Genomic DNA, 13,169 nt, shown 5'->3' with positions numbered 1-13,169 from the left:
AGCCCGTCCCCAGCCCTGAACGTCCGTGAACACCTCGACGTCCCTCCTGAAGAACAGGCAACTGCTATGCCCAACCCCACTCGTACCCTGCGTATCGCCATGAACGGTGTCACCGGCCGCATGGGTTACCGTCAGCACCTCCTGCGTTCGATCCTCCCCATTCGCGAGGAAGGCGGCGTCCTTCTCGCCGACGGCTCACGCGTCCAGGTCGAGCCGATCCTCGTCGGTCGCAACGAAGCCAAGCTGCAGGAACTCGCCGCACTGCACGGCATCACGGAATACAGCACCGACGCCGCATCCGTCATCGACGATCAGAGCATCGACATCTACTTCGACGCCCAGGTGACCTCGCGACGGGCCGAAGCACTGGCGTCGGCGATGAAGGCGGGCAAGCACATCTTCACCGAGAAGCCGACCGCAGAGACCCTCACCGAAGCGATCGAACTGGCCCGCATCGCCGAGAACGCCTCCGTCACCGCAGGAGTCGTGCACGACAAGCTCTACCTGCCAGGGTTGGTGAAGCTCAAGAGACTGGTCGACGAGGGATTCTTCGGTCGAATTCTCTCGCTGCGAGGCGAATTCGGTTACTGGGTCTTCGAAGGTGACGGTCAGCCGGCGCAGCGTCCCAGCTGGAACTACCGCTCCGAGGACGGCGGCGGCATCATCATCGACATGTTCTGCCACTGGAACTATGTTCTCGAAGGCATCCTCGGCAAGGTCGAGACCGTCACCGCCAAAGCGTCGACCCACATCCCGACACGCTGGGACGAGCAGGGGCGCGAATACACGGCCACCGCCGACGATTCCGCCTACGGCATCTTCGAGCTCGAGAACGGCGTCGTCGCCCAGATCAATTCGTCGTGGGCGGTGCGGGTGTTCCGCGACGAACTCGTCGAATTCCAGGTCGACGGCACGCACGGATCCGCAGTCGCCGGGCTGCGCACATGCGTCGCCCAGCACCGATCCCACACACCGAAGCCCGTGTGGAACCCGGATCTCCCGGTGACGGAACCGTTCCGCGAGCAGTGGCTCGACGTACCCGCGAACGCGGAGCTCGACAACGGCTTCAAGCTGCAGTGGGAAGAATTCCTCCGTGACGTGATCGCCGAGCGACCACACCGGTACGGATTGCTCTCCGCCGCTCGGGGAGTGCAACTGGCCGAGCTCGGTCTCCGCAGCTCCGCCGAAGGCCGCCGACTCGACGTTCCGGAGATCACGCTGTGACCGCGGTCGATCAGCGTGTGGCGATAGCATTGCCGGGCAGAGGCATTCACACGCTGGGAGAGCCAGAGGAGTGGACACGGCCGACGAGCCCGATCACCTCGCGCATCGTCTACGCCGCCGCGCACGTCGTCCCGCGTGCGACCGGAGACAACACGCCCGGCGCACTCGCGGACATCGACTGGGACGCAACGCTCGCCTACCGTCGCGAACTCTGGTCCTACGGACTCGGCGTCGCCGACGCCATGGACACAGCCCAGCGCGGGATGGGGTTGGACTGGGCCGCGACCGCGGAGCTGATCAGGCGTTCGGGTGCGGAAGCGGCACGGGTCGGGGGACTGCTGGCCTGTGGTGCCGGAACGGACCAACTGGACCTCGACGCCGTGCCGACGGGTCCAGCCGGGCTCGAGATGGTCCTGGGCGCCTACCGTGAGCAGATCGCCGTCGTCACCGAAGCAGGTGCCAACGTCATCGTCATGGCCTCGCGCGCTCTCGCCAAGGTCGCGGCGTCACCGGACGACTACCGCTACGTCTACTCGACGTTGCTTCGCGAAGTCGATCGGCCCGTCATCCTGCACTGGCTGGGCACCATGTTCGACCCTGCACTCGCCGGTTACTGGGGAAGCACCGACATCGACGAGGCCACCTCGGTGTTCCGCGGACTCGTCGACGAGCACGCGGACAAGGTCGACGGCGTCAAGGTCTCCCTGCTCGACGCACAGCACGAGATCGCCTTGCGCCGAGCACTACCGTCGGGCGTGCGGTTGTACACCGGAGACGACTTCAACTACCCGGAGTTGATCATCGGCGACGAGCACGGCCACTCCGACGCTTTGCTCGGCATCTTCGCCGGCATCTACCCCGCGGCGTCGACGGCCCTGCAGGAACTTGACCGCGGCAATACCGTACGTGCAGAGGAGATCCTGCGGTCGACGCAAGAGCTGGGACGCCACATCTTCTCCGCGCCCACCTATTACTACAAGACCGGTATCGCCTTCCTGTCCTGGCTGCGCGGAAAACAACCGGGGTTCTCGATGATCGGGGGCTTGGCGTCGGGCCGAAGCGTCGAACATCTGACGCAGTTGTTCGTCCTGGCCGACAGAGCAGGTCTGCTCGACGATCCCTCGTTGGCCGTGCACCGCATGGAGCTGTTCCTGGAACTGAACGGAGTCACGTCGTGACGCTTGCCTGCTACGACCTCGACAACCCCTACGCTGCATTGTCGTTGAACACCAAGACAGTCAACAGGTGGACCTTGAAGGAAGCGGTCGACGGCGCCGCCCGCGCCGGACTCGGCGCCGTCGGCCCATGGCGAGACCGCGTACACGAAGTCGGTGTGGCGCAGGCCGCAAAGCTGGTGTCCGACGCAGGCCTGCGCGTATCGAGCCTGTGCCGAGGCGGATTTCTGACCGCCCTCGACGACGACGGGCTCGACGACAACCGCCGTGCACTCGACGAGGCTGCAGAACTCGGAGCGCCGGAACTGGTCATGGTGATGGGAGGAATCCCGGACAAGGACCTGATCGGCGCCCGCGCCCGCGTCGAAGATCGCTTGGCCCAGTTGGTTCCCTACGCCCGCGAGCGGGGAGTACGAATCGCACTCGAACCGCTGCATCCGATGTACGTTGCCGACCGCGCCGTCATCTCCACTCTGGGACAGGCACTGTCCATGGCCGAACCCCACCCGGCCGAGACCGTCGGCGTCGTCGTCGACACCTTCCACATCTGGTGGGATCCAAACCTGGAAGAGCTGATCCGCACCGCGGGACGACGCGGCCGCATCAGCTCCTACCAGGTATGCGACTGGCTGGTTCCGATGGAAGCCGACCCACTGCTCTCCCGCGGAATGATGGGGGACGGCGTCATCGACTTCACGACCATCGGCACCTGGGTACGCGAGGCAGGCTATCGCGGCGACGTCGAAGTCGAGATCTTCAACACCGCAGTCTGGGACACCGACTGCGACCTGGTCGTCGACACGATGAAACAGCGCTACCGCGACCTGGTGCTACCGGCTCTCGTGGGATGAGCGTGGACGGGGATCGCCGCGAACTGGCCTACAGTTGTCGGCGATACCCGGTCACATCCCTAGTAGGAGCTGTTTCGTTTGAGTTGGATCCGCATGAACGACGTCGCCAAGGGATACGACGGCAAGGTGATGCTTCGCGAGGTGTTCTTCAAGCTCGCCGACGGCGACAGGATCGGCCTGATCGGACGCAACGGCACCGGCAAGACGACCCTGCTGCAGCTGCTGTTGGGGCGTGAGCAGCCGGATTCCGGAATCGTCGACGTCACCGACGGTGCCCGCATCGGGTACTTCTCCCAGTTCTCGGAACTCGACGGTGAGCGCAGCATCCAAGCCGAGCTGGAGTCGCTCTTCACGGCAGTGCATGCGATCGAATCCGAGCTCGCCGAGGTCGAGGCATCGTTGGGTGGCGATCTGGACGAGAAGCAGATGTACAAGCTGGTCGATCGCCAGGCCGAGTTGCTCGAGGCGATGGACAGCAGCGGTGGCTGGACCTACCACCAACAGATCGACACCGTGCTGTCCATGCTCGGGTTCAACGCCGACCGTCGGGATCTTCCCGTCGGCAAGTTGTCCGGCGGCTGGAGAAACCGCGCCGCGCTCGCGAAGATTCTGCTCGAAGCGCCGGACGTACTGTTGCTCGACGAGCCCACCAACTTCCTCGACGTCGCAGGCATCGCGTGGCTCGAACGCTGGCTGCGAGACTTCCGCGGAGCCCTGCTGGTGGTGTCGCACGACCGGCACTTCCTCGAGCAGGTGGTCACCAGCATCGTCGAGATCGAGAACCATCACCTGCAGACGTACGACGGTTCGTACTCGGAATACGTTGTGCAGAAGCAGTTCCGGCTGAAGAACCTCGAACGAGAATTCAGTAGCGAACAGCAGTTGCTGGCGTACGAACAGGAAGCCATCTCCGATAGAAAAGAAGCACTGAAGAACCCGAGCGGCGTCCTCAAGCGCAGGCTCGCGAACATCAAGAAGGCCAAGAATCCTCGACCCGTCGACACCGTGGTCACCGCCATCTACGGGGGTCTGCACGTCCACGATATCCTGGCGGAAATCAGCGGGATCTCCAAACGCCATGGTGATCAGGATCTTTTCTCCGACGTGTCCTTCGAGATTCACCGAGGAGACCGGATCGCGATCACCGGCCCCAACGGATGCGGAAAGACAACTCTCGTCGACATCCTCACCGGCGCACAGCAACCCGACGCCGGCAAGGTCAAGTGGAAGACCAAAGCGCCGTCGTTCATCTACTACAACAAGGTACTCGCGGACCTGGACCCCGACGACACCGTCACGCACGCAGTGAACGCCATGCCCGGCAGCCTGGCATTCACCGCCACGAAGAAGGAAGTCAATCGCTTCCTGACCTTGCTCCAATTCTCGGAACTCGATCTCAAGACGCGCATCGGCGTCCTGTCCGGCGGGCAGAAAGCACGTGTCGCTTTGGCGCAGTGCCTGTTGTTCGGAGCAGGCGTCATCGTCCTCGACGAGCCCACCAACCACCTGGACCTGGCCAGTACACAGGTGCTCGAACGCGCCCTCATCGCCTTCCCCGGCGCCGTGATCCTCGTCAGCCACGACCGGTTCTTCGTCGAAAAAGTGGCCGTGCGGCAACTGTCCTTCGACGGCCAGGGCGGCGTCGCCGAAACTGCCGGGGTGCAGATGCCGCTGTGACGTGGGACGGCAGCCAATATTTCGGACATATGGAACACTCGGGAGGGTGAAACGCGCCCCCTTCGTGATTCCTGCCCTTGCTGCCGTCACCGCGCTTGCGGCGGCATGCGGATCCTCCGATCCGACACCGGCCGCAGCGCCTGACACCACGTCCTCGTCTCAGGCGCCGGCGTCGTCGGCATCGACACCTTCTCCGTCGAACGCCGATATCTACACCCTGCCGGGAACGGATGTGTTTCCCGAAGGCATCGCCGCCGACGACGAGACGTTCTACGTGACGTCGACGGGTGACGGAACGGTGTTCCGGGGAACGCTCGGCACCCCTGAGCTGCAGGTGTTCCTGCCCGGCGGTGCAGACGGGCGAACCGCTGCGGCGGGCCTCGACGTCTCCGACGGCGACAACGACGACGACGACAACGACGTCGACGACGTGAACCGGCTCGTCATCGCAGGGGGACCCACCGGCAAGGTCTGGGTCTACGACAGTGTGTCCGGTGCCCTCGTCGGCACGTTCACCAACGGCCTCGGCGAGGACGCGACATTCCTGAACGACGTCGCGATCGCCGACAACGGCGACGTGTTCGTCACCGATTCGCGCAGCCCCGCGCTGTTCCGCATTCCGGCAGTGCAGGTGCGCGACGGAGCTCAGGACGGTCCGCTCGAAACCTTCGTCGACTTCGACGGCACCCCGTTCCAGTACGGCGAGGGTTTCAACGCCAACGGCATTGTGGAGGTCGACGACGGCGCGCTGGTCGTCGCGCAGTCGTCCACCGGAAACCTGTACCGAGTCGACGGACGGTCGAAGGAAGTCACCCAGGTCGATCTCGGCGGTCGGACTCTCGTGAACGCCGACGGACTCGAGCTCGACGACGACACGCTCTACGTCGTCCGCAATCGCGACGGACTCATCTCACGGGTGGATCTGTCCGACGATGGTAGGTCCGGCCGAGTCGTCGGAGAGATCACCGACGGATCCTTCGCCTACCCGACAACCGTCGCTGCCACGGACGATCGCCTGCTCGTGGTGAACAGTCAGTTCGACAAGCGGGGAGGAGATCCGGTGGAGCCCTTCACCGTCAGCTCCATTCGAGAATAGGCGCTCAGTCCTTGTAGTAGACCACCTGATGGCTTGTCGCCAGTAGCTTCTCGTCGCTGCTCCACAGTTCGGCCGACTGATCGAAGTACCCCTTGTGGAACCGTCGGGCTGCTGCGTTCGCGAGAACGAACGAATCCGACTGCACAGCAAGATCGTCGGCCGTCGCGAAGTAGTGGATGGTGAGCGAGATGGTGCCGGCGGGCACGTACTTGCCGCGGCGCTGGAAGACTCGTGGGTAGAACACGTCGCACATGGACGTCAGTGACTCGAAATCCAATGCGCGTGCCGGGGTGTCCCTCACCCACAGGGCGATGGCGGAGTCCGCGGCTTCGTTCTCGCTCAACGGTCCTGCGGCGAAGCGCATTTCGTAGTTTCGCGCCCACGCGATGAACTCCGGGAAACCGCCCGACTCGAGCTCTGACGGCGCAGGCACGGCCGGGGGAGTCGCTTCGTCGTCGTCCCATGTGTCGCGTCGAGTGCCGAAGACGGCGGTTGCCGTCGTCGCAACGACGCCGTCCTGGGTCAATTCCAGGTACCAGTGCTGGTTCGATCGATTGGTGCGCACCGCGCGCGTCGAGATCTCGAATTCGCCCTCGGCGATGGGGCCGGCGAAGTTGATCGTGAGCGAGATCGGGTCGCCGAGACGATCCGGATGCAGACGGACAGCGCGCACGAAGGCTGCTGCCGTCACGCCACCGAACGGGCCGACCATGTTGTTGTACGGCGCCGAGGTGCGGCCCAGGAACACCCCGGGACTGATGCTCTCGAGTGCAATGGCCTCGTCGAACTGATGATCGTCGGACATCGTTCCCCTGCTCTGATCGGCGGTTCTATGCTGCGCGTCATAGTACCGGACTCGAGTAGTTTCACCGATCCGCCCACTGTTCCCTCGCGCATACAGTCGTTCGACATCGAACGAAAGGACCGGCCATGCCCAAGGTCACGAAATGGGCGCTCCCGTTGTTGGTGGCTCTCTGCCTCTCCGGTTGTGCGTTCGAGCCGCTGTCCAGGTTCTTCGGAGCGGACGCGGACAAGTACTTCGACGATCCGCGGGTCATCGCTCTGCTGGACGCCGCGCAGAAGGGGAACCTGGACGAGGTGCGTTCCCTCGTCGAGGACGGCGCAGACATCGAGTCGCCGAGCAACGACCACGACCCCAAACGCGCAGCGATCACACCTTTGCTGTGGGCGGTCGAGTTCGGTTCGGCGTCGACGGTGACCACTCTCCTGGAGGCCGGAGCCGACGCCCGCGCCCAGACCGTCGGTGGCTACAACGCCCTCAACTATGCAGTGCTGCGAGACAACATCGAATCCGTGGAGGCGCTGCTGAACTGGGATGCAACCCTCGTCGACTCACCGGACCGCTTCGGCGGCAACGCCGTTCACGGCATCGCGCTGTATGGCCGCGAGGACATGCTCGACGTGATGATCGACGCGGGGGCGTCACTCGACACCCGTCAGACCGTGAGTCGCCAGACTCCGTTGTTCTCGGCGGCGGCCGTGAACAACGTCGACATGTGCCTGCGGCTCGTGAAAGCCGGAGCCGACGCCGGTCTTCGTAACGACACCGGTGAGACGTTCCTGACCTCGCTGTACCGGACGAACGACACAGTGATGAATCGCGACTTCCTGTCCTCACGCGAGAAGCTGGTCGACGAGATGCGCGCCCGAGGATTTCCGGTCGAGACCGGCCGATGATTCCGCCGCTCGGGGCGAGTCTCACCATGTAACCGACCAGAGAGGTACGACGTCATGGCAACTCTGCTGTATTCGGCGACGATGTCGCTCGACGGATTCATCGCCGGTAGAGGCGGGGACATGTCCTGGCTGAGCGAGTACGTGGGGGAGCCGAACGAGGCTGCGGATCGATTGCTGTCCCGAATCGGGGCCATTCTGTGTGGAGCCGTCACCTTCTTCGGCGACGACCCCAATCGAGGCACGGATGCCGAGGGTGCGTTCGGTGGCCAGTACGACGGCCCCACCGTGCTGCTGACGCATCGACCTCCGGTGAATCCCATTCCCGGGGTCTCGGTCGCCACCGACCTGCACGCAGCCGTCGAACGCGCTGCCGCTGCGGCGGGGGAGCAGTATGTCAACGTGCTGGGTGCCGATGTCGCCCGGCAGTGCATCGACGAAGGACTGCTCGACGAGATCCTGGTCTTCACGGCGCCGGTTCTCCTCGGCGACGGTGTGCGTCTCTTCGACCGCCCCGGTGGTGAGCGGGTGACCCTCGAACGCATCCCCGGTGAAGTCGAGAACTGGTACCGCGTGCTTCGCTGAAGCGGCCTGCGCGGTTCTGTGACTTGCACGTCGGTGACGAGCCTGAAGTCGGATTCTTCGGGCACAGTGGATCGGGTGACGATCGATATCCCGCGCCTCGTGCGACCCGCCTCGGCCGGTGCCGTCGCCATCATCCTCGGTTCCATCCTCGTGCTCGTGCTGGACATTCTCACCGCGGCGAGCAATGCCAGCCACCTGCGTCGAACCATCAGTGAGTACGGCCTCGGCGCCCAGCAGTGGGTCTTCACCGGAGGAGTGCTGCTTCTTGCGCTGGGATCCGCCGCGACGCTGGTGGCTGCGGTTCGCACCGGGTTGGTCAGGCCACGATCGACAGCGGCGGTCGCCCTGACGCTGTGGACCGTCGGCCTCGTCGCCGTTGTCGCCGTCCCCAAACAGGATTGGAGCAACGACGCCACACTCGGGCTCGGCGGTGCCATCCACCGGGCCGGTGCGGCAATGGCGTTCGTGAGCGTGCCGATCGCCGTGATCGCCTTCGCTCTGCCGTGGTTACGCGACGGGCGGTGGGGTGTTCGAGCGCGGTCGACGCTCGGCCTGGCATTCCTGTCGGTGGCCACGTTGCTCCCCATCCTGTACGCGCTCGTCGTCGGCGCGACCACGACGACTCCCTGGTACCGGGTCGTCACGCTGGGTTACGTCGAGCGCGCCCTGGTGGTCGCCGAGGTGCTGGCGCTCATCTCGCTGGCCCTCTGGGTTCGGGCGGCGTCGGCGAACAGGGTGCGCGAGCGTTAAGTTCCGGCCTGCCTCGTCCGGTACGCCGCGACGGCGGTGCGGTTACCGCACGCTGTGCTGCAGAACTTGCGCGATCGATTACGCGAGAGGTCGAGCACGATGCCCTCGCAGTCGGCTGCACAGATGGTCAGACGAGAGAGTTCGTCGGCGCGGATGACGTCGATCATCGCCATCGCGGTCTCGACGGCGATGCGTCGCGCAAGGGGACTGTCGTCGCTGACCGCGTGCAGGTGCCAGTCGGTCTCGCCGTGGCGGACCAGTCGGGGCAACGCGCAGGCGTCGGCCAGGATCGTGTTGACGAGCTCCACCGCAGTGTCACGGTCGCTCGTCAGCAAGGTCCGCAACGACGGACGTAGGGCGCGGACGGCATCGAGCTCGGCTGCGTCGCCGTCGAAACGTCCCGTGTAGTGGTGTCGGGCGAAGAACTCCTTCAGCTGGTCCCGGGTCACGAGTGTGTCGGGATCCTCGCCCGAGTTGGCCAAGGCTACGGCGGACACCAGCGCACCTGCGGTGTCATCGGTGAAGACCATGTTGACACCTTACCAATCGGTTCCTACTGTAATGAGCCATGACGGCGTTGACCAATGACGGAACTCCTTTGGGTGGGATGGCAGCCACTCCATCCAGGCTGGCCTCGGGCCTGGGATTGGCGGTTGTCTCATCGGCTGCGTTCGGGCTGTCCGGGCCGCTGGCGAAGAGCCTGCTCGACGCCGGGTGGACGGCTGGGTCCGCCGTCACGGCCAGGATCATGATCGCTGCCGCCGTCCTTCTGGTTCCCGGCATGTTCGCGCTACGGGGACGGTGGGCACTGCTGTCGAAGAATCTGCGCACCATCCTCGCCTACGGCGTGTTCGCCGTCGCCGGTTGCCAGTTGGCATTCTTCAACGCGGTGAACTACATGCCGGTCGGGGTGGCGCTGCTCATCGAATTCACCTCTCCGGTGGCAGTCATCGGGTGGATGTGGTTGCGGCGAGGGCAGCGCCCGACGCTGGTGACGGTCGGTGGCGCTGCCGTCGCCGCCGTCGGCCTGTTCCTGGTGCTCGATCTCGTGTCCGGTGCTTCGTTGGACCCCCTCGGGGTCCTGTGGGCGCTGGCAGCAATGGCGGGCGCGGCCGTGTACTGGATCATGTCCGCCGACGAGGGAAACGGGCTGCCCCCGTTGACGCTGGCCGCTGCCGGATTGCTGTGCGGCGGAACGATTCTGCTCGTCGCAGGCGCGCTCGGAGTGGTTCCCTTCGCGGCGAGCACCGACGATGTCGTCCTCGCCGGCGCGACCATGCCCTGGTGGGGGTCTGTCCTCGGGCTGGGAATCGTGACGGCAGCGCTGGCCTACGTGTGCGGAATTGCCGCCATTCGCAGGTTGGGGTCGAGACTCGCGTCGTTCGTCGGGCTCACGGAAGTGGTGTCGGCTCTGCTCTTCGCCTGGCTGCTTCTCGGTGAAACGCCACGGCTCGTTCAGATCTCGGGCGGCGTTCTCATCCTGATCGGAGTCATCCTGGTCAAGCTGGGTGAGCCGCGTATCCCGTGAATGCCGCACATATCCGAACACGCCCCGGCCGGCGGTCAGGCTCCTAGGATTGTCGTCGAACCCCGAAGTGGCCGGCACCGAGCGCGAGGAGACATCATGACGACCCGCCTGAATCCGTATCTCAACTTTCGCGGCGACGCCCGTGAGGCACTGCAGTTCTACCACTCCGTGTTCGGAGGCGAGCTCACTCTCAACACGTTCGCAGACTTCGGTGCGAGCGACGACCCGGCCGAGAAAGACCAGATCATGCACGGCCAACTCGTCTCGCCCAGCGGTCTGACTCTGATGGGTGCGGACACGCCGTCGAGCATGAACCTGAACGTCGGCGACAACATCTCCGTCTCGCTCAGTGGCGAAGACGAGGCCGAACTGACCGGATACTGGAACACACTGGCCGACGGGGCACAGAACACGATGGGTCTGAACAAGGCCCCGTGGGGTGACACCTTCGGCATGCTCACCGACAGATTCGGCATCAACTGGCTGGTCAACATCGCAGGTTCGTGACGGAAAGTAGGCTGCCGACATGGCCGAGAACATGCACCATCGACTGAACTACATCGAACTGACAGTGACAGACCTGGCCGCAGCCCAGGCCTTCTATTCCGGCGCATTCGGCTGGGGGTTCAACAATTACGGGCCCGAGTACGCCGGAATCCAAGGCGCCGACGGGGACGAGGTCGGTGGTCTCGCGCTCTCCACCGAACCACGCCCGACCGGTGGCCCGTTCGTTCTGCTCTACTCCGACGACCTGGAAGCGTCACTGGACGCAGTGACCGCAGCCGGCGGTGAAGTGGTCAACGGGCCGTACGAATTCCCCGGAGGTCGACGCTTTCACTTCACCGACCCGAGCGGAAACGAACTGGGAATCTGGGCGGCGCAGTAGTTTCCGGCCGCTACCCAGCAAGCACGGCGTCGATCTGCCCCATGGCGAGGCTCATGCCTTCCTCCATGCCCATCTCGATGAGCGTGTTCATCTGCTCGGCACTCACGAAGGTCGCGACCGTCGTCATGCGGGTACGTCCGTCGACGTCCTCGAGCGTGACGGCGGTCTTCGTGACGCCCAAGTTGTCGATGGGGTTCCAGTCGTCGTCGGCGAAACCGTCGTCGAACGACAGGCTCGACGGAGCGTCCAGTGACGTGATGCGCCACCAACCGCGGGCCTTCTCGCCGTCGGGACCGGTCATGTAATAGAGCGCCTTGCCACCTTCGACGAACTCGTGGGTGTCGAAGGTCGCGGGCCAGGTCGGTGGGCCCCACCAGCGTTCGAGCTGACGAGGGTCGGCCCAGATCTGCCACACCCGGTCGACTGTCGCGTCGAACTCGGCGACGATCGTGAAGTTCAGTCGGTCGGGGTTCTGTGTTGTGCTGATGACGCTCATGAGGGTTCTCCCTGGTCTTCGGCGAGGATATCGGCGATCCGGTCGACGCGTCGGCGCCAGATCGTTTCGTACTCGGCCAGCAGTGCTCGTGCTCTTTCGATGCCTACCAAATGAATTCGCACGATCTGCTCCCGTCCGCGCTTCTCTTTGCTCACGACCGAAGCGCGTTCCAAAATCGCAACGTGCTTCTGCACGGCCGCGAAACTCATGGAGTAGTGAGCGGCGAGCGAGGACACCGAATGCTCGTTCCGTAGAAGCCTGGACACGATGTCGCGCCGAGTGGTGTCCGCGAACGCCTGGAAGAGGCGGTCGAGATCGGCATCGCTCACTTCATCTACAACCATTTGGTTGTACGTTAGGCGGTCGGTCGGCATCGGTCAAGGGTCGAGGACTTCCTGTCAGGCCTCGACCAGTTCGGCGAGCTGCCGGGTGACGGTTCCCCACCCGTCGTGAAAACCGAGCTCGACGTGCTGCGCAGCCGTGGCTGCATCCTTGTGCATGACCGTCGCGAGATACTCGGTCCCGTCCGGGTGGTCGGCGAACGTGATGACGGCAGTGATGAACGGGTCGGTAGCCGGTCGCCAGCCTGCAGTGAGTGCATTCGTGAACACCAATCGTTCCCCGTCGACGACGTCGAGGAAGCATCCCGCGATGTGCGGCCCGAACGTCTCTTCTGTCTCACTGATCTCGGTGACGAACGATCCACCCGGTCGCAGGTCGAGGTCGACGACACGTGCCGTAGCGGGCTTCGGCACCCACCACTGTTCCAGCTGGGAGGGTGTCGTCCAGGCTTTCCACACTCGTGTGCGTGGTGCGCGAATGATCCGAGAGACGGTCAGATCGAGGTCGGATTGCGTGTGTGTCATGACGGCTCCTGTGTTTCGGTGACGAACTGTTCGAGACGGTCGGTGTGCGCTTCCCAGGTGGAACGCTGCTTCTCGAGCCACATTTCGACCGCGGAGAATGGATCCGCGACGAGCGTGCAGATACGTGTTCGCCCGGTCTTGTGGGTCAGAATGCACCCGCTGTCCTCCAGCAGGCGAATGTGTTTCAGGAAGGACGGTAGGGCCATGGAGAACGGCTCGGCCAACTCTCCGACGCTTGCCGGCCCTCGTCCGAGGCGTGCGAGAACGGCCCGTCGGGTGGGATCGGACAGTGCGTGGAAGACGAGATCGAGCGTCGGCGAAAACTGAGCCATAAGGCAAA

At 64.4% G+C, this 13,169-nt stretch carries 17 protein-coding genes; 11 read left to right on the top strand and 6 right to left on the bottom strand.

The features are described 5' to 3' along the window. The first annotated feature begins 66 nt into the window (after window positions 1–66). The 5 genes from CH290_RS16190 (at window position 67) to CH290_RS16170 (ending at window position 6,023) form a co-directional block, all read left to right on the top strand. Window positions 67–1,224, top strand: a complete 1,158-nt coding sequence (locus CH290_RS16190) for a Gfo/Idh/MocA family protein (protein ID WP_019666716.1) — start codon at window positions 67–69, stop codon at window positions 1,222–1,224. After that, window positions 1,221–2,402, top strand: coding sequence for a dihydrodipicolinate synthase family protein (locus tag CH290_RS16185; RefSeq protein WP_033187833.1), 1,182 nt, complete (start codon window positions 1,221–1,223; stop codon window positions 2,400–2,402). Before CH290_RS16190 ends, CH290_RS16185 begins: the two co-directional genes overlap by 4 nt. After that, on the top strand, window positions 2,399–3,250 hold the full coding sequence (locus tag CH290_RS16180; protein WP_019666714.1) for a sugar phosphate isomerase/epimerase family protein: 852 nt from the start codon (window positions 2,399–2,401) through the stop codon (window positions 3,248–3,250). Before CH290_RS16185 ends, CH290_RS16180 begins: the two co-directional genes overlap by 4 nt. 93 nt (window positions 3,251–3,343) lie before the next feature. Then, window positions 3,344–4,927 (top strand): ABC-F family ATP-binding cassette domain-containing protein, encoded by a 1,584-nt coding sequence (locus tag CH290_RS16175; protein ID WP_033187832.1) that lies wholly within the window; start codon window positions 3,344–3,346, stop codon window positions 4,925–4,927. A gap of 46 nt (window positions 4,928–4,973) precedes the next feature. Continuing rightward, window positions 4,974–6,023, top strand: coding sequence for an SMP-30/gluconolactonase/LRE family protein (locus tag CH290_RS16170; RefSeq protein WP_033187831.1), 1,050 nt, complete (start codon window positions 4,974–4,976; stop codon window positions 6,021–6,023). A 4-nt stretch (window positions 6,024–6,027) separates the two neighbouring features. Here CH290_RS16170 and CH290_RS16165 read toward each other — a convergent pair whose 3' ends face one another. Continuing rightward, window positions 6,028–6,828, bottom strand: a complete 801-nt coding sequence (locus tag CH290_RS16165) for an acyl-CoA thioesterase (protein ID WP_033187830.1) — start codon at window positions 6,826–6,828, stop codon at window positions 6,028–6,030. Window positions 6,829–6,953: 125 nt separating this feature from the next. On the opposite strand from CH290_RS16165, the gene CH290_RS16160 reads away from it, so the two are divergent. The 3 genes from CH290_RS16160 to CH290_RS16150 all read left to right on the top strand — a co-directional run bounded on the left by CH290_RS16160 (window position 6,954) and on the right by CH290_RS16150 (window position 9,053). Beyond that, window positions 6,954–7,721: an ankyrin repeat domain-containing protein gene (locus CH290_RS16160; RefSeq protein ID WP_033187829.1), complete on the top strand. Its 768-nt coding sequence runs from the start codon at window positions 6,954–6,956 to the stop codon at window positions 7,719–7,721. Between the two features lie 54 nt (window positions 7,722–7,775). Further along, on the top strand, window positions 7,776–8,303 hold the full coding sequence (locus CH290_RS16155) for a dihydrofolate reductase family protein (protein ID WP_020112998.1): 528 nt from the start codon (window positions 7,776–7,778) through the stop codon (window positions 8,301–8,303). Window positions 8,304–8,378: 75 nt separating this feature from the next. Next, window positions 8,379–9,053 (top strand): DUF998 domain-containing protein, encoded by a 675-nt coding sequence (locus tag CH290_RS16150; protein WP_230620823.1) that lies wholly within the window; start codon window positions 8,379–8,381, stop codon window positions 9,051–9,053. Here CH290_RS16150 and CH290_RS16145 read toward each other — a convergent pair. Further along, window positions 9,050–9,583 carry a CGNR zinc finger domain-containing protein gene (locus CH290_RS16145; protein ID WP_019666707.1) on the bottom strand — a complete coding sequence of 178 codons (534 nt, stop codon included), beginning with the start codon at window positions 9,581–9,583 and terminating at the stop codon, window positions 9,050–9,052. The two genes, CH290_RS16150 and CH290_RS16145, sit on opposite strands and share 4 nt — an antisense overlap. 38 nt (window positions 9,584–9,621) lie before the next feature. Between CH290_RS16145 and CH290_RS16140 the strand changes: the two genes are divergently transcribed. The 3 genes from CH290_RS16140 to CH290_RS16130 all read left to right on the top strand — a co-directional run bounded on the left by CH290_RS16140 (window position 9,622) and on the right by CH290_RS16130 (window position 11,467). Beyond that, window positions 9,622–10,581, top strand: coding sequence for an EamA family transporter (locus CH290_RS16140; RefSeq protein ID WP_033187828.1), 960 nt, complete (start codon window positions 9,622–9,624; stop codon window positions 10,579–10,581). 96 nt (window positions 10,582–10,677) lie between these two features. Next, window positions 10,678–11,088: a VOC family protein gene (locus CH290_RS16135; RefSeq protein WP_019666705.1), complete on the top strand. Its 411-nt coding sequence runs from the start codon at window positions 10,678–10,680 to the stop codon at window positions 11,086–11,088. Window positions 11,089–11,107: 19 nt separating this feature from the next. Then, entirely contained in the window at window positions 11,108–11,467 is a 360-nt protein-coding gene (locus CH290_RS16130; protein ID WP_019666704.1) for a VOC family protein, read from the top strand. A gap of 10 nt (window positions 11,468–11,477) precedes the next feature. Here the strand turns inward: CH290_RS16130 and CH290_RS16125 are convergent, their stop codons facing one another. From CH290_RS16125 to CH290_RS16110, 4 genes are read right to left on the bottom strand one after another with little or no spacing between them, the layout of a single operon-like run. Beyond that, a complete protein-coding gene (locus CH290_RS16125) occupies window positions 11,478–11,963 on the bottom strand; it encodes an SRPBCC family protein (RefSeq protein WP_020113001.1) in 486 nt (161 codons plus the stop codon). Continuing rightward, a complete protein-coding gene (locus tag CH290_RS16120; RefSeq protein WP_230594070.1) occupies window positions 11,960–12,337 on the bottom strand; it encodes an ArsR/SmtB family transcription factor in 378 nt (125 codons plus the stop codon). Before CH290_RS16120 ends, CH290_RS16125 begins: the two co-directional genes overlap by 4 nt. A 24-nt stretch (window positions 12,338–12,361) precedes the next feature. Continuing rightward, the gene (locus CH290_RS16115) at window positions 12,362–12,829 is read right to left on the bottom strand and encodes an SRPBCC family protein (protein WP_033187827.1); all 468 of its coding nucleotides are present in this window, start codon (window positions 12,827–12,829) and stop codon (window positions 12,362–12,364) included. Continuing rightward, complete coding sequence (locus CH290_RS16110) at window positions 12,826–13,161, bottom strand: ArsR/SmtB family transcription factor (protein ID WP_019666700.1); 336 nt, start codon at window positions 13,159–13,161, stop codon at window positions 12,826–12,828. The genes CH290_RS16115 and CH290_RS16110 overlap by 4 nt, the downstream gene beginning before the upstream one ends. Between the last annotated feature and the right edge of the window lie 8 nt (window positions 13,162–13,169).

It is taken from the genome of Rhodococcus sp. 06-156-4 (assembly GCF_002259345.1).
GTDB lineage: Bacteria > Actinomycetota > Actinomycetes > Mycobacteriales > Mycobacteriaceae > Rhodococcoides > Rhodococcoides fascians_E.
Note: the sequence above shows the minus strand (reverse complement) of the source record. Positions and strands in the feature narration are given on the sequence as shown.